This is a genomic window from Faecalibacterium sp. Marseille-Q4164 (assembly GCF_017377545.1).
In the GTDB taxonomy this organism is placed as follows: domain Bacteria; phylum Bacillota; class Clostridia; order Oscillospirales; family Ruminococcaceae; genus Faecalibacterium; species Faecalibacterium duncaniae.
On record NZ_JAFREJ010000004.1, the window covers coordinates 131410 to 154394 of the forward strand.

The window sequence follows — 22985 nt, forward strand, 5'->3', positions numbered from 1 at the left end:
AAATGGATTACATGACATTGAAAGAGGCAGGCCAGAAGTGGAATGTTACGCCTCGCCAGGTAAATTATTTGTGTTCCGGAGGGCGTATCCCCGGCGCTGTGAAGATGGCCGGTGTTTGGCTACTCCCTAAAACTGCGGAGAAGCCGCTTGACTGCCGGACAAAACAAGGGAGGTTGCTAAAACATGAATAGTGTTTTGATTATAGACGATGACAAGGAACTTTGTACCTTGATGAAAAAATGTGTTGAACAGGAAAACTTATCTGCGGTAGTAGCACATGGCGGTTTAGAGGGCCTGCGGCTGCTGGAAGAAAACAAGGATACCTGTTCTTTGATTATTCTGGATGTGATGATGCCGGATATGAACGGTTTTCAGGTATTGCAGGAAATCCGTAAGAAGAACAATGTGCCGGTTCTGATGCTGACTGCCAAAAGCGACGAGGAAGATAAGGTTTCGGGCCTGCGGTTGGGGGCAGACGATTATCTGACAAAACCGTTTGGAATTAACGAACTGATGGCCCGTGTCAATTCGCTGATCCGGCGCTATACCACCCTAAATCCCGTGGCAGGAAGCGAAGCGGCAACAATGTTGCTGAAAGATATGGTGATTGATAAAGTCAATCGAACCGTGACGCTTCAAAATCTCCCGGTGGAGCTGACCGGCAAGGAATTTGATCTGCTTGTATTTCTGGCGTCCAACAAAGGGCGTGTCTTTACGAAAAAACAGATTTATACGCAAGTATGGGCGGAAGAATACGCTTTTGACGACAGCAACATCATGTCCTTTATCAGCAAATTAAGAAAGAAGATTGAGCCAAATCCTGAACAACCGTTTTACATTCAAACTGTCCGGGGTGTAGGGTATCGGTTCAATAAGGAGGTATAGGCATGGATGTCAACCTGTATCTGCTGCTGGCGCTGTTGGCCACCCTGCTGGTGATCGCCTATCTTCTGACAAGGCTCCACCGTGTCCGGGGCCAGCTTTCCCTTATCAAAGATGCCCTGATGGACATAAAGAGCGGCAACCTCAACCGCCGTGTACTTGTACGGGAAAGCGACATGACAAAGCAAATCTGCTATGACATCAATGAGATTGCCATGAGCAGCCAATCCCGGCTTATCCAACAGAAGCAATCCGAGCAGGCTTATAAGCGGCTTATGACAAGCCTTTCCCATGATGTGAAAACCCCTCTTGCCTCTCTGGTGGGCTATTTGGAGGCCGTGGAAAGCAAGATGGTGACTGGGGCCGAGCAAGAAGAATACATTCGGGTGGCTGCGGAAAAAGCACACCATCTGAAAGAGTTTGTGACTGTCCTGTTTGAATGGGTGAAGCTGGACGCCGGGGAACAGATTTTTCATTTTGAGCTTTGCGATTTGAACGAGCTTTCACGCAATATTATGGCTGACTGGGTGCCGCTGCTGGAAAGTCACGATCTTACCTATGAGATAGAGATACCTGAAACAGAATACATGACAAGAGTTGATTCCACCGCCTACACCCGTATTCTCAATAACCTGCTGCAAAATATCCTGACGCACAGCGTTGCAAGCCAAGTGTCCCTCACTGTGACCGAAACGGAGCAACAGGCAAAAATTGTTGTTGCCGATAATGGGAAAGGGATTTCCGTCTCTGATCTTCCCCATATCTTTGAACGGATGTATCAATGCGACCATTCCCGGGCTGCCAAGGGGAACGGGTTGGGACTCTCTATTGCAAAGGAATTGGTGAGCGTCCATAAAGGAACTATTACAGCGGCCAGCATTCCCGGAGCCGGAACAACATTTACAATCATGCTTCCGAAAGCCCTGTGATAGCGCAGGGCTTTCTTGCTATCTAAACAAGGTTAAAACAAGATTTCGGCAAGGTTATGGCAAGGTTCGCCCCTTATAATGGGAACCATGAAAGGAGGAAACCGTATGACGATTATTACAACTGAAATCCAGAAATGGAAACGGAATAAAATTGTCTGGTGTATTTTGGCTCTGACACTTCTGCTTGGAGCGTTTGCGATTGAGAGGGCTTGCAGCATTTCAAGGAGCAGTCCCTTTATGGATAGTTTTGGCGACCTTTACACACTGGCCTTTAAGAATCTGTCCAGCCTGTTTCTGCCGATTGTGCTGGGAATGTTTGCAACGACACTGTTTTTCGATGAACACAAAAATGACACGATGAAAGAACTGCTTATCATTCCTATTACAAAAGCACAGCTATACTTTTCAAAAGTCGCTGTGGTTATTCTGATGTCCGTAGGACTGTGCCTGATTACTTTCCTTTTGTGTGTTGTCGGTGGGCTGATTGCCGGAGGCTTTCCCGATCTGAACGCCCAAACACTGATGGACGCTGGTCTTTTGTATCTGGCAGGTGGTATTCTGATTCCCATAGCCATGCTTCCTATTGTGTTTCTTTCCACGCTGTCAAAGGGGTATATCCTGCCCATTGGCGCAACGCTGCTTTATCTGATTCCCGTAGTCATTGCCCCGGCTTATCTTACGGGAATACACCCTCTAGCAAGCGTGATGGGGATTTATCCCCATATTTCCGAAGCGGCCGCAGCTATGGTAGAAAGCCTGATGCAAGGCGTTTTATTCAATACTTCGCCGCTTGTTTGTGTCGGTTCGCTGCTCTTGATCGGTGCTACATTTGCCGCCGCATCCGTAGTGGCTCTAAAAAAGCAATCTTACTGAAAGGAAAGACCTATGAAACGATTGAGTTGTTTATTACTCGGTATTCTGCTTGTTTTTTCTCTTTGTGCCTGCCAGCAGGCCGCTCCATCTTCCGGCGAGGCTCCCGACCAACAGGCCATTACGGAAGAAGCAACCGAATACTTTAACCAAATGATGGATGGAGATTTTGAAACTTTCTTCAATGCGTTGCCGCAGGGCATACAGGACAATATTTCTGCGGAGACGATACAGGAAACATGGGAAGAAGTCGATAAGCTGGGCGGGCTGCCGGAGAACACTTCCCCGGATGTGTCCTGCTATGTGCCGGAACACTCTGACCAAATCCGTGTTGAATTTGTCATTCCTTGTGACAAAGGCAATTTCAAAGTATTCATCAACTATTTCCCGGATGGCAGCCTTTACAACTATGTTATCTGGAAGAACGAAACAAAATGAGAAAGCGAGGCATTTTTATGAGTGATCTTGTGATTGAAACCAAAAAGCTGACAAAGATTTACGGGGAACAAACTGCCGTTAATTCTGTGAATCTTCATGTAAAACCGGGCCGGATTTATGGACTTTTAGGACGCAACGGAGCCGGTAAAACCACAATTATGAAAATGATTTTGGGCCTTACACCAATCACTTCCGGCGAAGTGGATGTGTTCGGACAGAACATCAAAGGCCATGAGAAACGCATTTATCCCCGTATTGGGGCCATCATCGAAACTCCCGGTTTTTATCCGAATCTGACCGGCACAGAAAACCTTGAAATTTTTGCGAAGTTGCGAGGGACACCCCAGCCCAATGCCGTCAAGAACGCGCTGGAAGTTGTGGGATTGCCCTACAAGGACAAAAAGCTGTTCAGTAAGTATTCCCTCGGCATGAAGCAGCGCCTCGGTATTGCCAACGCTATTCTGCATGACCCGGAGCTTTTGATTTTGGACGAGCCGACCAATGGACTTGACCCTATCGGTATAGCCGAAGTGAGGAACTTTATTAAGAATTTAAGTGTGGAGCGTGGCAAAACCATCCTAATTTCCAGCCATATACTTTCCGAAATTTCACTGTTGGCAGATGATATAGGCATTATCGACCACGGGGTTCTGCTGGAAGAAAGCAGCATGGATGAATTAGAAAAGAAAAATCGGAAATACATCCAGCTTCAAGTGTCGGATATTCCAAAAGCCTCTTTAATTTTGGAAAGGCAATTCCATGTGACCGATTATGCGGTGCAGGACGAACACAACCTGCGGCTTTATGACACCGCACTGGATATGGCGGCAATCAACAAGGCTCTTGTGGTGCAGGATGTAGCTGTTATCAGCTCCCAAATCTGCAATGATACCCTTGAGGATTATTTCAAACAGATCACAGGGGGAGCGGGAATTGCTTAAACTGATACAAGTTGAATTTCTAAAACTGCGCCGGAGAAAGTTTATCTGGCTCATGCTGCTGGCGGCGCTCTTTATGCCACTGGCTGCCGTATTTTACTTTTCAAGTGTCAAAGGAACCGGTGTGGACCCCATTATGTTTTACAAATGGACAGCGTTCAGCTATACCCCGTGGATCATCCTACCGGTAGTGCTGGGGATGTTGTGTACCATGCTGATGTATAACGAAAACCAGTATGATATGCTCAAACAGCTTTGGATTGTACCGGTCAATAAAATGGCATACTTTTTCAGCAAGTTTGCTGTGGTGCTGGTGTATTCCATTTGCTTTATGCTAGTCACCGCAACGGCGTCCATTCTGACCGGCGTACTATCCGGTTATATTCCCTTTGACAGTGAAAGTGTCCTTTATCTTTTGCGGAAGTGTATGGAAATTTCTCTGTTGACCGCCTTTGCGGTGTTACCAGTACTGGCGGTTGCCGCAGCGCAAAAGGGCTATATTCTCCCTGTTTGCCTGACGCTGATTTATACATTCCTCGGCTTTATCCTCTTGATGGTGAATATGTACCTACATCCGCTGTCCAGTATGACCGCTATTGTTATGTATGATATTCCGGGTGTTGTATTCGATCAGCCATTAAATATTCCAGCCGCATTTCTGTGTATTGGTGTATGGGCTACTGCTTCGGCTGTATTGGCGAATGTGGCATTGGTTCGGAGAAAGTGAGGTGCAAAAAATGATGAAAGATTTGCTTTGGGCGGAGAGCCAGAAACTCCACCGTTCCAAAATACTCTGGATTGCTGGGTTTGCAACAGTCATGGTAGGGTTGATCGTCTTTGCACAGGGACAGTTTACATTCTATGACCGCCGATATATTGACGGTGCTGGATGGTTTATGACAGCGGCCCAATCCCTTGCTACCTTTTATGTTCTGCCTGCTGTAATTGCCCTATTGGGAAGTTATATGATTTGTCGGGAGGAACAGGAAGATACCTTAAAATCTCTGCGGCTCATTCCCGTAGATGAAGTGAAACTGACACTTGCCAAAATGATACTTGCCTTTGCGTTCAGCGTTCTGATTTACCTTTTACTTTTTGCAATTACCTTTCTTGTCGAGGCAGTTTTGCATTTAGAAGCACTTTCCGTTGGCCTTGTGTTAGAAAATCTGAAAATATATTTTCTGGATGGGGTAGGCATATTCTTTGCAATTTCGCCTATTATCGCTCTGGTAGCGCGGATGAAAAAGGGGTATTGGCTGGCTCTGGTATTTGCAGAAATTTATTCGTTTGCTGGATTATTTGCGAGCATGTCCCAGCAGTTAAAGACGGTATATCCCATGACAGCCGTTTTCAATATCTCTGGTTATTATAATGCAAATATGTTTCAGGTTTTAATCGGCGTTGTAATTCTGATGGTTTGTGTGATTTTGTCATTGTTAATTTTGAAAGGATTGAACCGCAAGACTAAATAAATGCAATATATCTAATGATCTGCCGGACGACGGCAAAAGAAAAAAAGCCGTCGTAGAGCAGACAATTTGACACGCCCATTTGAAACGGCGGCTTTGATTTTCAGAGCCGCCGTTTCTTTGCGTTTACACAATCCTATGACGACTTGCAGGGACACGGTAGCCGATGGGAGGTTAATTTGCCGTGTCCTTCTTTTTATTTCGCAGTATCCATGATCTGCACCAGTTAAAAAAAGCGTAGCCCCTCCGTCGGAGTCGTCTGGCTCTGAGTATGAACTATACCATGTAAGCACTCTTCTTTATAAAACACTTCTGCGCCCAGCAGGTCCGTTGCGACTTGCTGGGCGCTTTTTGCTGTTTTCCGAGGACAAACCCGCCTCGAAAAAATTTTTTAAGAAATTTTCAAAAAGGAGGCTTTTAGCGGGTAGCGAGCGGCTTTGCGTTCGCCTTGTTAGCGGAAAGGGAGAAACCCACCTCATTCCCCCAGGAAAGGGGGTGAAAAGATGGATATGATCCCCCGCAATGACTATGGCGAGCGGTGCCAGTTCGATGCTTACTGCAAGCTGGTACTGTACCATGAGGCAATCGACTACCTCCGGGAAATGCAGAGGCGCCGTGACAGGGAACTGTCATTCAGCGACCTTCCGCAGATGGAGATGGACAAGCTCTGCGTTGTAGATCATTACCCCAGTGACAGATTTACATTCTCGTCCCACGGGTATGACCTACATATTGAAAACGAGCTTGTGGCTGATGCCTTCGCCGGTTTGCCTGTTCAGGAGCAGAGTATTTTGATCCTGCATTTTGTTCTGGACCTGCCGGATCAGGAGGTTGGCCGCCTTGTTGGAATGTCTCGCAGCGCCGTTCAGCGGCGAAGGGCAAAATCATTGACCGAGCTGCGGATCAAGTTGGCCGCACTCATGCCGAAGGGAGGTTGAAGGTATGAAGAAACCCACTTACAAGGGCAAGGAGCTTCTTCCTCTTTCGGTGATTGACGCCGCCCGTGACGGGGACTCTCAGGCTGTGGATCAGGTACTCCGGTATTATGAGGGCTATATCAATAAGCTCTGCACGCGGACGCTTTACGATCCTGACGGTCAGCCCCATGTTCGGGTGGACGAGTACATGAAGCGCCGATTGGAGATCAAGCTCATTCATTCCATTGTCAGCATGAGCTGACAAGCCCGGTCTGAAAGCGGAAACAGCTTACCCTTTCCCTGTTTCTCTCTTTCGTGACCGGAGGCAGCACCTTGACAAAGAAAGCCCGTTGGGAGGCCAGCGCCGCAGTATAAGGCAAACGGATACATTCCTGTTTGTGCCGAGCCATACGGTCGGTGCGCCATGACCTCGTTTCAAGTCCGCAGGACGGGACCACTGTAACGGGCGAGCGAACAGCACCAGGCCGCAAAGCAAGCGTGGCGGCTTGCGGGCGATGACACACGGGCAGGGTCAAAGATACTCGCGCATTGAACGCCCACAAAGCATTGTGCGCCGCACCCATCAGCATGGGCCGGGGTGAGACTCCCGTGGAGCTGTGCCAGCAGCCGTCCGTTTTGCCTCTTTTATTGCTTATCAACTTGCAAACAATGAAAGGGGTCAATCTATGCAAGAAGATAGAACCTTTGAAAACAAATTCGCCCCGCCAGTACGGAGCGAAAAGAAAATTGGAAATACAACCTTCACCGTCAATTCGTTCTTCCTTGAACAAACAAAAGACGGTGTGGTTTCTAAAATAGAGCGGCTTATCAAGGATGATGTCCGAAAAAAAACCGCTACAATTTGACCTCCAGAGGCAGACAAAACCAACAAAGCGCGGTAGAATGAAGATAGAACTTCATACCGTGTTTGACTGCCAGATTGGAGGTTATTATGTTTCATCAGTCAAACACCGCTGCCGCGCTTCAATTTCCTTACAACGCTATGAGCGTCGAAGCTGTTACCGCTTTGTACTGCCGTTTATCGCGTGACGATGAATTGCAGGGCGACAGCAACAGTATCATCAACCAAAAGAAAATTTTACAGAAGTACGCTCTTGAACACGGGTACACCAACTTCCGCTTTTACATTGACGACGGCATTTCAGGAACAACCTTTGATGAGGTAAGATAACGATACCTTTTTGGTAGTCTGTTGTCTTACCTCATTTTTGATTTATATTAAATAGCAAAACTTTTGACGTCTGCTCCTATCTGTCTGAAATAGGAAATACTTTCTGTCGGCTCGTCGCCGCTTTCAACTCTGCCTACAAAGCTATACAGGATTTCGATTTTCCTTGTATTCGTTTCTTTATCCAATTCGTGAATTAAGATACGGTCAATCAATTCGTGTACGTTCTCATAGGTCAGTTCGTTAATTTCCGTGTACTTGCGTACAAGGGCGACAAACCTTTTTACATCTGTGCTGCGCTCGGTGGCGGTGTCAATCACGGTTGACAGTTCCGCTATTTTGTGCGTCAGCATCTTTTTTTCATCATCATAGCCCGAAGTGAGAAAAGCAAACTGTTCATCAGAGAGTTTTCCCAATGCGTTATCCTCATAGAGTTTTCGGAACAAGAGATTTAATTCTCCCATTCGTGCCTGTGCCTTTTCAAGCTCCTTGCGCTGCTGTGTCAATGCCTTTTGGGTTGCCTTTGCGTTATACTCGTTAGCAGTTTCTATAAAATCCTGCTCGTTGTTTCTCACATAAGATAATACCCTTTGCAGGTCGGCAAGGACAAGTTCTTGAAGTACGCTTTTTCGGATATAATGTGTTGTGCAGACTTCGCCTGTTCTGATACGGTTTCTGTATTTTCCGCAAGTATAAGCGTGTTTGCGTTCCAATGTTCCGGCGCCCTGTTGGAGATACATTTTATATCCGCACTCCCCACAAAAGAGAAGTCCCGAAAAAATATCTATGGTTTCAACCTTTGTCGGCCTGTGGCGTGTTGCGATACGCTTTTGTGCAAGGTCAAAGGTTTCTTCATCAATCAGGGCTTCGTGTGTATTTGGGAAAAAGTATTGTTTTTCCTCCGGGTTTTTCTTTGTCTTTTTTGATTTGTAAGATACCTTGTAACTCTTGCCCGTAATGGTATGTCCTAAATACTCTTTGCGTGTGAGAATATCATATAAGGTTTTGTCAGGCCAATTATAAATACAAGTCGGGTGTGGGCGTGGGTGTCGGCAACTGCCGGTACGGCGGTAACGCAGTTCGGAAACGGTCAGTATTTCGTGTTCCCGCAGCCAATTTTGGATTTCACACATACGGTCGCCGCGTACATACATAGCAAATATCTGTTTCACAACATTTGCGGTTTCGGGGTCAGGCAACAGATGATTGCGGTCGTTGGGGTCGGCTATGTAGCCATACGGCACTTCGCCGTTTACTCGCTCGCCTTTCTGTGCCTTTGCCTGTTTTACGGCTCGTATCTTTTTAGAAGTATCACGGGCGTAAAACTCGTTAAACCAATTTCGCAGAGGGGTAAACTCGTTATCCTCTCTTGCAGTATCTACACCGTCGTTAATGGCAATATAGCGTACCTCATATTCGGGAAATACTATCTCTATCAGTTCGCCTGTTTTCAGATAGTTTCTGCCTAAACGGGAGAGGTCTTTTGTAATAACGGTTGCCACCTTTCCGGCTTCCACTTCCCGCAACATAGCTTGAAGTCCCTGACGCTCAAAGCTCACGCCTGAAAAACCGTCGTCAACAAAAAAGCGGGTATTGAAAAAATGGTGTTCATCTGCATATCTCTGTAAAATCAGTTTTTGATTTTGTATGCTTTCGCTTTCGCCTGCCTGCATATCCTCTTGGCTCAATCTGCAATATAAAGCGGTAATCTTGTCTGTCTGTAACATTTGTCCTCCTTTCCGACGACAGACAAGCTGGTATTTATACTACTAATATTATACCGTCTACCGCCGCCAAATTCAACGCCTAAAATGTGAACAACGCCCGATTTACGGGCTTTTTACGGGTTTCTGCTCAATATCCTTGCGGATAAGTTTCTTTATCTTTTTATCTAATGTGTCCGTCGCTCGTTCACTTGCAGACGAACAAACAAGGTAGGTAACTTTTCCTATTTTGTGTTCCGTTTTTGTAACGGGTACTTGATTTTGCGACATTAAAAGTTCCCCCTTTCATTCGCAAATTTATAGTACAGTCTATGAATAGTGGCAAGTCCACTATCACAACATAAATTTCCAAAAAGGGGCTTTAATCAGACGGTTATCAGCATAACCTCACGGGAGTTCCACCCCTCCGGCGGTCTGCCGGAGCCCTACCCATTGCCTGCGACGCTTTTAACGCTCGGACTGTGGCTATAAGGGAGTATCATTATATATCTTGTGTGTTATCGCCCGCAGCTTGCTAAAGCTGCTTTACGGCGTCGGTGTTTATCGCTCGGCTACCCGGTGGAAAATCCCGCCAGATAGCGTCTTGGCGCACCCGCCGCACGGCTCGGCACAAGAGGAAAGTATCTGATTTGCCCTATACTGCGCCGCCGTTATCTTGCGCCGCTTTCTTTGTCAAGGAACGAAAAGAGGTATTTTCAATGTGTGCCTGCGGAAAGGGGAAACGTAGGCACAGGGATTTACTTAAACCTCAAAGTCAAGGACAGCTCGCATAAGTTTTGAACGCAGGCGGTCGCGTATGTCCTCATCTATGCCGTAATATGTATTACCGCGCTCGTCTTTGAGCGTCCTTGTAGAGAGGTAGGAGATATAGCCCTCATAGTGCTGTACCACCATTTTCATAGCTTCCGGGTCGCCTTTGGTTGCGGCAACGATTACCACATAAGGCAATAAACCGCGTTCGCTTTGCTCGCTCGTATTACCATTCTGTTTCATCATCTGCGCGTTCCTCCAAAAATTTTTTTAGGCTGCTGAAAGAGCTTGTCCGTCTGTGCTGTACGGTACTTCTCGGAATGTTGTAGAGCTTTGCAATATCTGCGTCGCTCATATCGTGGAAGTAGTACAGTATCACAGCATTACGCTTTACTTCGGGCAATGTGCGGAGAGCTTCAGCTAACAGTTCGGGGGTAATTCTCTTACCGCCAACACTAAATGAATTGTCGTCCTTTTCGCTTTCAAAAGGTTTGTCAACCGTGTAAAGCTGGCTTTCTTCTTCGGGCGATAAATCGGAAAAACTTACAAAGTGTTTCTGATAGCGTTTCACATCTCGGTGCGCACTGCTCGCTTCATATTTCAAGGCTTTTTTACAAAAACCGTTGAAAGCGCAGCGCACTTCAAACTGGGTACGATATGGTTCGTTCAAGGTGTTCACCTCCTTTCGCAACCGCGAAAGCGGGTGATTGTTTGATTTCCCCTTTCGTAACCCTCAGCACCGCGTTTTCAAAACTGCCAACGCAAAGCGGAGAATTTTCCAAAAAAATTTTTATAAAACACAAAATGCGCCTGTTCGCAAGACGCAAACAGGCGCAAAAGGAATTATAAACAGTATTAAATTGAATTGTCAGTTCATACTCATAGCCGAAATATCCCGACGGTGGACAAGGGCTTTTTTTGACCATAAGTGATTAAGCGAATTAGCGAGAATGAAAGATAACACAGCAATACCTCCTTGATACCGCTGCGTTAAGCTTTATTCGTCACAGACGGCGACTTTAATAAAAAACAGAGCCGACAAACTGCGATTTCTCACAAGTTCATCGGCTCTGCATCTATGCGTCTGGCTCTGTAATAACTAATATATTAAATTGCATTTTCTGATTTCTTAACCGCAACCACATTCTGCCCGGTTACGCTGATAATCGTTTCCTGTTTACATTTGGGGCAGAATAGCGGGAAGTTTTCAAGTACCGTATCGGGGCGCACCTTAATACGGGTCTTGTTATTGCAGATTGGGCATAACACCCATTTTTCTTTTTCCAATGTGCACCTCCATTCCTTGATGATTTCATTACATATTACTCAATTTTAGCTCTTTTACAATCTCTACCCGTGACACGCTTTTGAATGCAAACAGCATTGCGACACATACCATTACACTTACAGCAAGGACGGCAAGCACATAGATACCACCGTTGATATAAAAAGCAAATGGTGTCATACCCGACGATATGAAGTAGTAGATAGCACAATGAATCAGAAAGCTCACAGGCAACGCAAGAACCAATGCTTTTACGCCATATAAAACAGCTTCAAGCAATAGCGTACATTTCAATCCTTTGGCAGTCATACCAACAGAACGCAGAACAGCAAATTCGCTTCTTCTCAAATGAATTGTATTTGAGATAGTGTTGCAAACATTCAAACTGATAATAACCGTCATCAGGATTGAGAACAGGCAGATTGCCAGTTTTGCAATCGTATATACCTGTCTGGAATTATTAGTTGCGGCTGCAATGTCTACAGTTTGCGGAAATCCTCTGTCAGCCAAACATTCCATTGCTTCTTTATGCTGTGCTGTCTGTATTCTCATTTCCACATAGGCGTTATCATCTATCAGCCAGTTAAAATAACTTAAAGGCACAATAAGGACAGCTCGATCTCTGACAAACATGGATTGGACATTTGCATTTTCTTCCGAGATGATTTCGTCTACAACGATTGGCGTACTGCCCTCGCCCAATGGCACGATTTCTGTTCCCGGTTCAATAAGAAACGGGGAGCCTGCAATCACTCGATTTTGACCCGCATTATAATATCCCATTGTCTGATTGAGCAGGATTCCACGATTGGAGCTGCCAGCCATAATATGAAAGCCATTTTCCTCACAAAAGGAAGTAAAATGTTCTTCGTCCAATCCTACGACATATACCTCTGCTTTCGTACCATTGATAAAATATCCTTGCATATCAGGATTGATTTGTTCCTGCGAAAATTCAGCGGTCATATATCGCTGAAAAGAATAGGAAACATCCGCAGTGATATTTTCATCCGATAATGCCCCGATTGCGGCAGGAATATCTTTGTATTGAATCGTCGAAATCACATCAGTATAACAGGAACCGTCCTCCTTCATATCCAAGGAGGTCTGATAAAGCATAAAATCAGACAAACTATATAAGGAAAGAGCAACAACCACCGACAAGAAAATAGAGCCAGTAATCGCTCGGAAGCGTTTTGGATTACGCTTAATATTTTTAGCTGCCAGCGAACCATAAATGCCAAAAACCAAAGAAACGATTTTTCCGTCACGAAATTTCTTTTTTGATACCTCATTGTTAGACTGGCGGATGGCTTCAATGACTGTAATTTTAGCAGCTTGCTTCACAGGCTTTCTGCTGCCAAAACACAAAGAAGCAATACCAGATAAGCCGCTGACGAGCAGGATAAGTCCATTTACCTTTAAGGACAGTTCTACAATGCCAAAAGTGAATGTTTCTCCAAAAGCTGCCCTGACCACACTTAACAAAAGAGCAGACAGCAGTATGCCGACAACCAATCCCAAAGGTATGCTCACCACACCCAAAAGGAAGGCTTCTAAATATACACTAAGGCGTTTTTGCCCTTTTGTGGCTCCAATGCTGGACAACATTCCCATCTGCTTAATTCGTTCCTGCAAAGAAATGGAGAGGGCATTGCTAATCATCGAAGCGGATGCAGCCATCAAAAGGCACATAACCATGACCACCAAAGCAATCACTTTGGCAGCTCCTTTGCCGCCGGTAATTCCATGATAGACTAACAGTTCAGAATGAAACTTTGCTACATGACTGTCTACTGCGGCAGCCACTTCTTCAGCTTCTGCATAGATTGAATTGGATAAATTCTTTGCCTTAACATACGCCGCAAAATCGGATGCTGTTTTGTCAACACCTGCAAAGGCATTATAGTTTGCTGCGATTTTGGAGTCATTCACATCCGAAAGAATACCAACAACCACATACGCTTTCTCTTTCGTTGGAACGAAACTTTCTTCTTCGCCCCTATAATTTGTCAGCCCGGAAAGCTGGGCATTATATTCATCCCATATTCTTGAACCAAGAGTTAAAGAAAGCGTATCTCCAATCTCTATGTTCATATTGTTTTTCTTCAAAAAAGATTCTGAAATAACAATCTCATTTTCATCTTGCGGGAAACGCCCTGCAAGCAAATACTGATTTAACGAAAATCTTTCAATAAAGTTTTCGTCAATCTCGCCAATGGAAAGCATTGTACTGTTGGTTTTCTCCCCGTAAAAACTGTTTCCGGCAAAACGGAGAAGCGAAACCTCATCCACATTGTTTTGACTGATAAGCTTTTGGGTTTGCTGCCAAGTCAGATTCTCCATGTAGTAGTCATAATCGCCACCATACACTTTTTCTTTCTCTTTCAGAAAATCAACCAATGACCATCCCCCGCAGAGAATAGAGGTTATCATACTGATTGACAAAAGAATGGTTAAAAGTGTGAGCAGGGTACGCTTTTTGTTCGACAACAGATTTCTGAGTGTAAGCGTAAAAATCATATTCATCAGCGTATCACCTCATCCCTCACAAGTCTGCCATCTTGAATTTCCAGAATACGGTCTGCCTGCATTGCGATTTCACGGTCATGGGTAATCAGGATTATTGTCTGTCGATATGCTTGATTGGACTCACGCATAAGTTTCATAATATCCCTTGTGTTCTCCGTGTCCAGATTTCCCGTAGGCTCATCCGCAAGGATAATCGCAGGTGCGTTAATCAATGCTCTGCCGATTGCCACTCTTTGCTGTTGACCGCCGGATAACTGACTTGGTAGGTGCTTTCTACGCTTTACCAGCTTGAGCGTGGATAACAGTTCCTTCAAACGCTCCTTATTGATTTTACGCCCATCTAATCGAATCGGCAGCGTGATATTTTCCTCGACAGTCAAAACTGGAATCAGATTATAAAACTGATAGACAAGCCCAACCTGCCTTCTTCTGAATACAGCTAATTCATCTTCGTTTTGCTCATAAACATCCTGTCCATCCACAAATACTTTCCCCGAAGTCGGTCTGTCAACACCACCTAATATGTGCAACAGAGTAGACTTGCCTGACCCGGATGCTCCAATGATTGCAACAAACTCTCCTTTATCGACGGTAAAAGAAACATCTGACAAAGCATAGACAGGGGCATTATCCATCTCATAGGTTTTACAGATGTTCTCTACTCTTAATATTTCCATAAAAAGTTCCTCCATATATTTTTGCAATTTAGTATAGCAGGGCAAAGTGACTGCTTCATTACTATTTCATTACAAAAACGTCACTTAAAAAAGGGGCTACTTAAAGTAGCCCCCGATAAAAGCAGATTTCAAATTCTGCACCGCCTAACTCCTGATTTTTCGCCCGGATGATGCCGCCCTGATTATTGATGATTGTTTTTGCCAGAGCCAACCCCAAACCGGCATTGCCAATCGTTGAACCATTTCCTTGATAAAATCGGTCAAATAGATGGGGTATATCTTTTTCCTGAAAGCCTGCTCCATTATCCTCTATAATGACTTGTGTCAAAAGAGGTCTTTCTATTGCCTTGATTTCAATACTACCACCTTCCGGCGAATGTTCAATACAGTTTTTAATCACATTTCCCAATGCTTCAGCAGTCCATTCAACATCCAGAGTAAGTTTCAGCTCTGCAGGAACCTCTTTTTTGATTGTCTGCATTTTTAATTCTGCCGCAATCTCCAGAGGGCGAATTGCTTTTTCCACTACATCTTTTAGATATACCTCTTGTAGCTTTAGGGTAATCGTTCCGGCATCCAATTTGGATATTTTCAAGAGTGTGGCAATCAACCATTCCATTTTTGATAAAAGCATAGCCTGCTTGCGGATTAACTCATATCTTTCCTCTTCTGTCAGTTCCTCATTGCAAAGAGAGGCGTTTAGGATATTTAATGATGTCAAAGGTGTTTTTAATTGATGTGAAATATCGGCTAAGGCGTCTGCTAAATTACCTTTTTCTATTTTCAGAGCTTCTGCCTGCTCAATTAGTCGTCTTGTCATTTTTGATATTTCATCATGTAAAACAGACAACTCGCCCTCTTGAAACTGTTCAAAAGAAATCGTTTCATCTCCATGCAGTAGCCTATCAATATACAAACTAAGGTCAGCGATTTTCTTGTATCTTTGATAGGTGAAAAAGAGGGAAACCGCACTGGATGAAATGATAGCCGACAGAACAATCCACACAGCTTTGCTATCAACGATAATGCTAATGCCACACCAAAATAGAGTAAGAATACTGCTGACAACAATTTGCCTTTTAACTTCGCTATTTCTGATAAATTCCATATCAACCCACCTTATAGCCAAGTCCACGAACGGTAATTATGATTTCCGGCTCCTGTGGATTGGTTTCAATTTTGTCACGCAGCCTTTTCATATAGACAGTCAGCGTATTATCATTGATAAACTCTCCGGTAGTGTCCCATAAAATCTCTAACAATCTTCTGCGTGAAAGAACAATACCTTTGTTACGCAGAAAGACTAACAGCAACTTATATTCCATAGCAGACAACAAAATCTCTTTCCCATTCTTTGCTACGGTTGCTTGATTAGTGTCCACAACTAAGTCATGGTAGCCGATAATGTTTTGCGTGTTCTTAGTTCTTCTTAATACGCTGTTAATCCTTGAAAGAAGCTCCCTCGGTCTGAATGGTTTACTGATATAATCGTCAGCTCCCATATCGAGCCCAGCCACAACACTATATTCATCATCAGAAGCAGTTAAGAAAATAACCGGCATTGTTCCTCTTTCTTTTATTGCAGAACAAACAGAAAAGCCATTTCCATTTGACAATTGAATGTCCACCAAGGCTAAATCATACTGGTCACTATTCAATTTTTCTATTGCTTCTTTCTGCCCGGAGGCACTTTCAATTTTGAATCCTTCATTTCCTAAGTAGTCCGATAATGAAGATACGATACTTTGGTCATCTTCTACCAACAATAGTGTGCTCATAATGCTTTCTCCTTGCTTAATATCTTTTTCTTATCAATTAAGTATCACCTTGTTTTTCTGTTTTGCTTACATCTTCCGTCAGCGGGCTTTTCCGCGTCCTTTGGTATCAGCCACACCCGGCTCAATCGTACAACACCGAGTATGCGGTTTTCCTCGCATAGCTTTTGTATGCGACGTTCTGAAATTCCCCATTTTGTTGCCGCTTCCTGTACTGTCATATAGTCAAACATAGTCCACCTCCGAAATTACAAAACATATCACTATATATTATATACGGTCAGACGAATAAAGTCAATGTATTTTCTGTGAATAATATGCTCTATTTTGGCTAATCATAGGAATTGTGTAGACATATCCAAAAAGCAATAGGAACTATAAAATATAAGGGTATGAATTATAAAAGCACAAAGGACTATGATTAAGTATGAAAAGAGCAGTTATACCGTATGACTTCAATGCTTTCGGACAGGCGATAAAGGCGGCAAGAATGGCAAAGGGCGAGTCCCGCAAGAATGTAAGCGACGATATGAACATATCGCCCCGATACCTTGCGAATATCGAGAACAAAGGGCAACAGCCGAGCTTGCAGATTTTCTATGAGCTTGTAACCCGTTATCATATATCCGTAGACCAATTCTTTTTCCCGAATGAAACAGCAGACAAGACTACCCGCCGCCGTCAGCTTGATACCCTGCTTGACGATTTGAGCGAGGGCGGTTTGCATATCGTAACGGAAACGGCAAAGGCGGTTATTGATACGGAGAAGCAAAAATGAGGTCAGGACAATTTAACAAGGGTTGAAACGCAGCAGACGAATGATGTTTGTTGCGTTTTTTCTTTTTACTTTGGCAATTTTCATTTTTCGGTGGTGTAGGAAGTAAGGGGGATAAAGTTTCGTAGCAAGCATAGGAAACGGGTACCCGTTTCCGTAAAATGCCCTTGCATTTTGCTTGTTGGGAAGTTTCCCAAACCCTCTTGAAAAACGGAAAAGGAGCGTCAAAGTATGAACGGCAGAAAAAGAACGGTGCAGATTAAATTCAGAGTAACGGAAGCGGAACGGGATTTGATACTTGAAAAAATGAAGCTGATACCAACAGACAATATGGCTGCCTATCTGCGTAAGATTGCCATTGACGGATATATCATTCAAGTAGACCATACCGACATAAAGGCTATGACAGCAGAGATACAAAAAATCGGTGTCAATGTCAATCAGATAGCAAAGCGGGCGAACGCCACGGGAAACGTCTACCAAGAGGACATAGAGGAAATAAAGGGGGTGCTTGCGGAGATATGGCGGTTACAAAGATTAAGCCTATTAAAAGCACGTTGAGCAAAGCCCTTGACTATATCCAAAACCCCGACAAGACAGATGAAAAAGTCCTTGTTTCCTCTTTCGGCTGCTCCTATGAAACGGCAGATATTGAGTTTGGATTTACCTTGTCGCAGGCACTTGAAAAAGGAAACAACCTCGCACATCATCTGATACAAGCCTTTGAGCCGGGGGAAGTGGACTATGAAAAGGCGCACGAAATCGGGCGGCAACTTGCCGACGCAGTAACAAAAGGACAGCACGAATATGTTTTGACTACCCATATTGACAAGGGGCATATCCATAACCACATCATTTTTTGTGCCGTAAACTTCGTAGACCACCATAAATATAATTCCAATAAGAGAAGCTATTACGGCATACGGAATATGAGCGACAAGCTGTGTCGGGAAAATGGATTGTCCGTTGTTGTCCCGAACAAAGGCAGTAAGGGAAAGCACTATGCAGAGTACCAAGCGGAGAAAACAGGCACAAGCTACAAGGGCAAGTTAAAGATTGCCGTTGATACGCTGATACCCCAAGTATCAAGTTTTGAGGAATTGCTGTCACGCCTGCAGGCGGCCGGCTATGAGATAAAGACAGGTAAATATATCTCCTGCCGTGCTCCCGGACAGGAACGGTTTACAAGACTTAAAACCCTCGGCGCAGACTACACAGAGGAAACTATCAGGGAACGGATAGAGGGCAAGCGCACCCGTGCCGCTAAAATTCCAAAACAGGCAGAACAAAGGGGCGTATCTCTCTTGATTGATATTGAAAACAGTATCAAGGCACAGGAAAGCAGAGGTTACGAACAATGGGCGAAAATCCATAATCTGAAACAAGCCGCAAAGACTATGAATTTCCTTTCGGAACATAAGATTGAACAGTACGCCGATTTAACGGCAAAAATCGCAGAAGTTACCGCCGCTTCCGAACAGGCAGCCGACAGTTTGAAAGAGGTTGAAAAGCGCCTATCGGATATGGCGGTGCTGATAAAGAATGTTACCACCTACCAAAAGACAAAGCCCGTCTATGAAGCCTACAAAAAGGCAAAGGACAAAGGCAAGTACAAGGCAGCTCACGAAAGCGATATTATCCTCTTTGAAACAGCGGCAAGGGCAATCAAGGCGGCGGGAATATCCAAGCTCCCAAGCGTCCCCGCCCTGCAATCCGAATATACAAAGCTGCAAGAACAGAAAGAAGCCTTGTATGCCGATTATGGAAAACTGAAAAAACAGGTCAGGGAATATGATGTTATCAAGCGCAACGTTGACAGCATTTTAAGGGTGGAACGTCAGCCGGAACGGGAACGGAACACGCAATTAGAATAAAAGGCACAAAAAAAGAACGGGTACGGCAGCCGGACATTACGGCCACCGCACCCGCTTTTTATGGGTATCGGTAAATGCTTTTGTTACGGAGTAGAACGGCGTTTTCAGGGTGAAAGGTATAAATCCCTTGCCCCTTGCTTTTTCGTGTCTGAAAGCCCTTGAAAATAAAGCCTCTGAAAGCCCCTACTTCGTAACAAGGGCGCGCTTTTTCCTCATACGCTCGGCGGCTTGCCTGCGGGTAATGTACTTTCTGCAATCGGGGCAGTATTTGACATTGTTTGATGTGGAAGCAAAGGCGGCGCCGCATACGGAACAACGCCGTTTGTCCTCGCTCTGGTAAAGCTCCGCAAAAAGCAGCTTGTCTAATGGGAGAACGGCGGCGCGAAACCATTTACAAAGCAGGGAGTAAGAAATAAGCTGCGGGCATACACAGCTTTCCCCGTCGTCAAGCAAAATGCAGTTACCGTCAAAGCAGTTGCAGCACTCTTTCCTGATAAGGGCATTTACCCGCCGGCTCTGCTGCGGCGACAGCCTTTTAAGTTCGCTCATACTTCATCTGCGGCATATAGGGCAAGTTCCCCATATTCCGCTTCGGTCATAGCCGCCACTTTGGAAAGGGCGCGTTTTGCTATCTCTTTCATATCCCCGTCCATATAAGGCAAGGCGGCGGTCAGATTGTCGGTAAGCTCCTGTCTGTCCTCGCCGATATAAATGCTCAAAAGGTTTGTTTCCTCAACGGTCAATCTGTTCATCATCATACCTCCAAATCGTGATTTTTCTGTTTTGCCGCCTTTTTCGGGGCGGCCGTTTCTTTTGCTTTTTTAAGCTGTTCACGGATAGACGGTTTTTCCTCACGCCTTGCGGGTGTTTTGGATTTTTCCTTGCCCTGTGCCTTTTCCGCTTTCATAGCGTTTGCAAGGTCAACAAGGGAAATAGGCTCGCCTGCCTTAACTTTCTGCTCCAACTCCCCGACAGTAGGCGTCTGCGGCGTGTTATTGATAATACCGTCAAAATTGTTGTCGTTCTGCTCTACGGTGTCCTCAATATGTTTCAACGGGTTTGTTTTCTCCGGCGGCTCTGCGGCAATGGCAAAAGCCCTTGTGCCGTTCCCCATAATGTGATATTTTCCGTCGTCTGATGTGTGATGAAGCCCATAGCCGGCTTCTTTCATCTGCTCGGCGGTCATATCCGTAAGGCTGAAACTGCCGCGCGGCGTCCTGATTTTCTCGCCTGTCAAATGCTCGTCGGGAATAAGGGGCGTATGTTTTTTCAAAAACTCCGGCACCTGCTGATAGCCGATACTGTCTACATAGTGGGCGGTGTCCCCGCCGTTCTGATGAAGCACGACAATATCCGAAACGGAAAGGCTGTGTCCCTTAAAGTCTTTCGGGTGGTCGATATTAAACTTTTCCCAAATGGTGTTCAGGGTCATATCTTCCGTAAGGGGCGCGGTATAAACAAGGTCATAATTTGCCCTGTCTACTTCGTGCCCCGTAGCAATCAAGCGGTCGTAAGGCTCAAAGCGCAAGTCCTGTGTTGCTTCGTCCCTTTTTAGCTGATAGATAGAATAGGTATCTCTGTCCGGCTCGGCGGTCTGCTCTTTGGGAGCTTGTTCTTTGTCCTGTGCCTTTTGGATTTCAGCTAATTTCCCGTCAATGCTGTTTATAATCTCGGCGGCTGCGCTGCGGATTGTTTCAAGAGAGCTTTTTAATTCCGCAAGCTCGCGGCCGCTGCTCCAACCCGCAACATAGCCGAAAGAATAATCAGAGGTATCAAGCCCATAATGCTGGCATACGGTGTAGGCAACGCTTTCCGCTTCCACTTCACGGGTACGGCGGTCAACACGGTTTTGCCCGTCCATAGGAGAGGTAAGGTCAATATCGTGCAGTTTTGCGTGGGCGATTTCGTGAATGGCGGTTTTAATGGTCTGTAATTCGCTCATTCCTTCGTCAATGGCAATCCGCTTGTCCTCCAAGTGATAATATCCGTGTGCGCCGCCCTCGATTTTCTCAAAGGCAATCGGTACGGGGGAAGTTTCCTTTAACGCCTTAAAAAAGTCCTCGTACAGTTCCACATTTCCCGTCAGGGTATCAACGGCGATATTCGGGAGTTCCTTGCCCTCGGTCTGTGATACGTCAAAGACAGATACCACCTTAAAGGCGGGTATCGTGATTTCCTTTTCCTCGGTAACGGGTTTCCCGTCCTTGCCGATAACGGGTTTTTGTGTCAGGGGGTCGATTTTCTCTATTTCCTTTTTAACCGTGTACGGAGACGGGGCAAGGATTTTGATACCCTTTTGTCCTTTCATTACGTTGCGCTTAAAGGTGTTTTTCCAAGCGGAAAAGCCTACGATATGGGAAGCGTCGGGCTTTTGCATAGCGATAAGCAGCGTGTTATTGAAGCTGTAATTATGAAACTTTGACATCACCTGCAGGTATTCTTTGAAACGCTCGCTGTTAAACAGTTCGGTAATGCCCTGTTCCAAGCGGTCTGTAATTTCTTTTAGCTTGCCTGCGGGATTTTCGGAAGTCAGAATTATCGGGATAACAGGCTGCGGCTCTTTGGTCTGTACGTTTATCTGCTCGGCGGTCTGTACTGCGGATATATCCATATCCACCTTTGCCGGGTCTATCTGCGGAGCTTGTGCGCTGCTCATAATGCGGTATTCCTCCGGCACTTCGCGCCCCTCATAATGCTTTACCCAATCGTCGCCACTTTCCAAGATATAACCGTAGTCGGTAAAGCTGCCTTTTTCTTTTTCGGCTGCGTTCTGTCCAAAAGCGGCAAGGTCAACGCCTGCTTTCCATTCATCAGGCATTTGTACCATACCCGATTTGTTCAAGTAATAATTACCAAGCTCGGCGGGTGTTCGCACTTCGGGGATATGTACGAAAAAGTCCTCGTTATAGGTAAAGTCAATTATCTGCCCGACATTTTCAAAGCCCTGTTTTCTCTGTGCCGCCGCGTTTAATGCGGCAACCCCGGAAGCGTCAAGATTTTCAAGACGTGCGGCAAGAAAATTAAGCTCGTCAATATTTGCGGAACATACCATATCGTATGGCAGGGCAAGCGGCTTTTCTTCGGTGTCGGAAAAGCCGCGAATAAATAAATCCTGCGGCTTGTCGGCGGTAAGTCCGATACCCGCCAATGCCTCTTGAAGCTGCTCCTTTGTTGCGGGCATTGATAACCAATAGCCGCCTGCTTCGCCCGTTTCAAAACGGCTGCGGCTGTCAAGCAAGATAGCAAATTGTTCGTCTTTGCTTTCCGTCGTTGTTCTTTGCTCGGCGGGTGCCTGTTCGGGCTTGCCCCTTTCCTCGCCCTCAATCGTGTAGCCGGGAAGCAAAACGCCGTTTACCTTAAAGCACTCTGCATACTGTTTCGGGATTTGCGGGGAAACTTCGGTAAAGAGATTTGCATAGGCTTTTTGTCGCCCTGCAAGGTATTTTTCCATAGCCGCCCTGTCTGCAAAAACCTTTCTGTCCTGTCCCGCAATTTTCATCTGCCTGTTTCTTTCGGGTCCGTTGGTGTAGACGTTCCAAGTGAGAGAATAGGAATATGGTACGCTTTCCTTTTTCTCGCGGTCATAGCGGGTATTTTCATAAACATAGTAATTCATTCGATATACCGCGTTACTGATTTCGCGGCGGTCGTGGTCGCGCTCCTGCCATTTGTTAGAGGTATGCTGTACGGCGGGCGTCCTCGCGTATTCAATGGCTTTTTCAAGGGATAAGGTCTTGCCCGCCTGTTCCTCCCAAGCTGTCGCCTGCTCCCGTAGGCTGCTGTAAATATTTTCTTCTGCCGCCGCGCTTTCTTCTTTCTGTCTGATAAGCTCTGCAAGAGGTAGGGCGGTAAGCTCGGCTATATCCGATTTCTCACTTTGAAAATAGATAGTGCGCTCGATTTTCAGCTTTTCGGCGGCTTCTAATCTGTCGTGGTCGTATGAAGTATAGGACATAAATAA

27 protein-coding genes and 1 pseudogene are annotated in these 22985 nt (G+C 45.4%); 15 read left to right on the forward strand and 13 right to left on the reverse strand.

The features are described from left to right. Positions 1–2 precede the first annotated feature (2 nt). From J3352_RS06665 to J3352_RS06720, 12 genes and pseudogenes are all read left to right on the forward strand, one after another. Positions 3–191, forward strand: a complete 189-nt coding sequence (locus J3352_RS06665; protein ID WP_156066395.1) for a DNA-binding protein — start codon at positions 3–5, stop codon at positions 189–191. Beyond that, positions 184–885 (forward strand): response regulator transcription factor, encoded by a 702-nt coding sequence (locus J3352_RS06670; protein WP_015524238.1) that lies wholly within the window; start codon positions 184–186, stop codon positions 883–885. Before J3352_RS06665 ends, J3352_RS06670 begins: the two co-directional genes overlap by 8 nt. A 2-nt stretch (positions 886–887) precedes the next feature. Beyond that, a complete protein-coding gene (locus tag J3352_RS06675; protein ID WP_156066397.1) occupies positions 888–1811 on the forward strand; it encodes a sensor histidine kinase KdpD in 924 nt (307 codons plus the stop codon). A 105-nt stretch (positions 1812–1916) separates the two neighbouring features. Then, the gene (locus J3352_RS06680; RefSeq protein WP_005945168.1) at positions 1917–2684 is read left to right on the forward strand and encodes an ABC transporter permease; all 768 of its coding nucleotides are present in this window, start codon (positions 1917–1919) and stop codon (positions 2682–2684) included. Between the two features lie 12 nt (positions 2685–2696). Then, the gene (locus J3352_RS06685; RefSeq protein WP_156066399.1) at positions 2697–3119 is read left to right on the forward strand and encodes a DUF3887 domain-containing protein; all 423 of its coding nucleotides are present in this window, start codon (positions 2697–2699) and stop codon (positions 3117–3119) included. A gap of 17 nt (positions 3120–3136) precedes the next feature. Further along, complete coding sequence (locus J3352_RS06690) at positions 3137–4060, forward strand: ABC transporter ATP-binding protein (RefSeq protein ID WP_156066401.1); 924 nt, start codon at positions 3137–3139, stop codon at positions 4058–4060. Next, complete coding sequence (locus J3352_RS06695; RefSeq protein ID WP_156066403.1) at positions 4053–4784, forward strand: ABC transporter permease; 732 nt, start codon at positions 4053–4055, stop codon at positions 4782–4784. Before J3352_RS06690 ends, J3352_RS06695 begins: the two co-directional genes overlap by 8 nt. Before the next feature lie 13 nt (positions 4785–4797). Then, a complete protein-coding gene (locus J3352_RS06700; RefSeq protein ID WP_197036533.1) occupies positions 4798–5529 on the forward strand; it encodes an ABC transporter permease in 732 nt (243 codons plus the stop codon). 500 nt (positions 5530–6029) lie between these two features. Further along, positions 6030–6464 carry a sigma-70 family RNA polymerase sigma factor gene (locus J3352_RS06705; RefSeq protein WP_156066407.1) on the forward strand — a complete coding sequence of 145 codons (435 nt, stop codon included), beginning with the start codon at positions 6030–6032 and terminating at the stop codon, positions 6462–6464. Positions 6465–6468: 4 nt separating this feature from the next. Next, complete coding sequence (locus tag J3352_RS06710; protein WP_007705888.1) at positions 6469–6705, forward strand: helix-turn-helix domain-containing protein; 237 nt, start codon at positions 6469–6471, stop codon at positions 6703–6705. Between the two features lie 424 nt (positions 6706–7129). Further along, complete coding sequence (locus tag J3352_RS06715) at positions 7130–7309, forward strand: transposon-encoded TnpW family protein (protein WP_156066409.1); 180 nt, start codon at positions 7130–7132, stop codon at positions 7307–7309. A 137-nt stretch (positions 7310–7446) separates the two neighbouring features. Beyond that, a pseudogene (locus J3352_RS06720) lies at positions 7447–7623 on the forward strand (recombinase family protein); the annotation flags it as partial. 59 nt (positions 7624–7682) lie between these two features. On the opposite strand, the gene J3352_RS06725 reads toward J3352_RS06720, so the two are convergent. The 10 genes from J3352_RS06725 to J3352_RS06770 all read right to left on the reverse strand — a co-directional run bounded on the left by J3352_RS06725 (position 7683) and on the right by J3352_RS06770 (position 16608). Next, the gene (locus tag J3352_RS06725; RefSeq protein ID WP_055157546.1) at positions 7683–9359 is read right to left on the reverse strand and encodes a recombinase family protein; all 1677 of its coding nucleotides are present in this window, start codon (positions 9357–9359) and stop codon (positions 7683–7685) included. A gap of 102 nt (positions 9360–9461) precedes the next feature. After that, positions 9462–9626 (reverse strand): transposon-encoded TnpW family protein, encoded by a 165-nt coding sequence (locus tag J3352_RS14485; RefSeq protein ID WP_055157544.1) that lies wholly within the window; start codon positions 9624–9626, stop codon positions 9462–9464. Positions 9627–10097: 471 nt separating this feature from the next. Next, the gene (locus J3352_RS06735) at positions 10098–10352 is read right to left on the reverse strand and encodes a helix-turn-helix domain-containing protein (protein ID WP_055157542.1); all 255 of its coding nucleotides are present in this window, start codon (positions 10350–10352) and stop codon (positions 10098–10100) included. Then, positions 10333–10776, reverse strand: coding sequence for an RNA polymerase sigma factor (locus J3352_RS06740; protein WP_055157539.1), 444 nt, complete (start codon positions 10774–10776; stop codon positions 10333–10335). Before J3352_RS06740 ends, J3352_RS06735 begins: the two co-directional genes overlap by 20 nt. Positions 10777–11213: 437 nt before the next feature. Continuing rightward, positions 11214–11393: a cysteine-rich KTR domain-containing protein gene (locus J3352_RS06745; protein WP_055157537.1), complete on the reverse strand. Its 180-nt coding sequence runs from the start codon at positions 11391–11393 to the stop codon at positions 11214–11216. A gap of 28 nt (positions 11394–11421) precedes the next feature. After that, positions 11422–13920, reverse strand: a complete 2499-nt coding sequence (locus J3352_RS06750) for an ABC transporter permease (RefSeq protein WP_055157535.1) — start codon at positions 13918–13920, stop codon at positions 11422–11424. Then, positions 13920–14600, reverse strand: a complete 681-nt coding sequence (locus tag J3352_RS06755; RefSeq protein WP_055157533.1) for an ABC transporter ATP-binding protein — start codon at positions 14598–14600, stop codon at positions 13920–13922. The genes J3352_RS06750 and J3352_RS06755 overlap by 1 nt, the downstream gene beginning before the upstream one ends. A 100-nt stretch (positions 14601–14700) precedes the next feature. Further along, the gene (locus J3352_RS06760; protein ID WP_055157531.1) at positions 14701–15708 is read right to left on the reverse strand and encodes a sensor histidine kinase KdpD; all 1008 of its coding nucleotides are present in this window, start codon (positions 15706–15708) and stop codon (positions 14701–14703) included. Position 15709: 1 nt separating this feature from the next. Next, positions 15710–16378 (reverse strand): response regulator transcription factor, encoded by a 669-nt coding sequence (locus tag J3352_RS06765; protein ID WP_055157529.1) that lies wholly within the window; start codon positions 16376–16378, stop codon positions 15710–15712. Between the two features lie 44 nt (positions 16379–16422). Beyond that, entirely contained in the window at positions 16423–16608 is a 186-nt protein-coding gene (locus J3352_RS06770) for a helix-turn-helix domain-containing protein (RefSeq protein WP_055157527.1), read from the reverse strand. A gap of 194 nt (positions 16609–16802) precedes the next feature. Between J3352_RS06770 and J3352_RS06775 the strand changes: the two genes are divergently transcribed. The 3 genes from J3352_RS06775 to J3352_RS06785 all read left to right on the forward strand — a co-directional run bounded on the left by J3352_RS06775 (position 16803) and on the right by J3352_RS06785 (position 19024). Then, entirely contained in the window at positions 16803–17153 is a 351-nt protein-coding gene (locus J3352_RS06775; RefSeq protein WP_055157525.1) for a helix-turn-helix transcriptional regulator, read from the forward strand. A gap of 228 nt (positions 17154–17381) precedes the next feature. Continuing rightward, positions 17382–17711 carry a plasmid mobilization relaxosome protein MobC gene (gene mobC / locus J3352_RS06780; protein ID WP_156066411.1) on the forward strand — a complete coding sequence of 110 codons (330 nt, stop codon included), beginning with the start codon at positions 17382–17384 and terminating at the stop codon, positions 17709–17711. Further along, the gene (locus J3352_RS06785; RefSeq protein WP_156066413.1) at positions 17672–19024 is read left to right on the forward strand and encodes a relaxase/mobilization nuclease domain-containing protein; all 1353 of its coding nucleotides are present in this window, start codon (positions 17672–17674) and stop codon (positions 19022–19024) included. The genes mobC and J3352_RS06785 overlap by 40 nt, the downstream gene beginning before the upstream one ends. Before the next feature lie 183 nt (positions 19025–19207). Here J3352_RS06785 and J3352_RS06790 read toward each other — a convergent pair whose 3' ends face one another. From J3352_RS06790 to J3352_RS06800, 3 genes are read right to left on the reverse strand one after another with little or no spacing between them, the layout of a single operon-like run. Further along, positions 19208–19573: a cysteine-rich VLP domain-containing protein gene (locus J3352_RS06790; RefSeq protein WP_156066415.1), complete on the reverse strand. Its 366-nt coding sequence runs from the start codon at positions 19571–19573 to the stop codon at positions 19208–19210. Beyond that, a complete protein-coding gene (locus tag J3352_RS06795; protein WP_156066417.1) occupies positions 19570–19776 on the reverse strand; it encodes a transposon-transfer assisting family protein in 207 nt (68 codons plus the stop codon). Before J3352_RS06795 ends, J3352_RS06790 begins: the two co-directional genes overlap by 4 nt. A 2-nt stretch (positions 19777–19778) precedes the next feature. Further along, a complete protein-coding gene (locus J3352_RS06800) occupies positions 19779–22979 on the reverse strand; it encodes a YodL domain-containing protein (RefSeq protein WP_156066419.1) in 3201 nt (1066 codons plus the stop codon). Positions 22980–22985 lie beyond the last annotated feature (6 nt).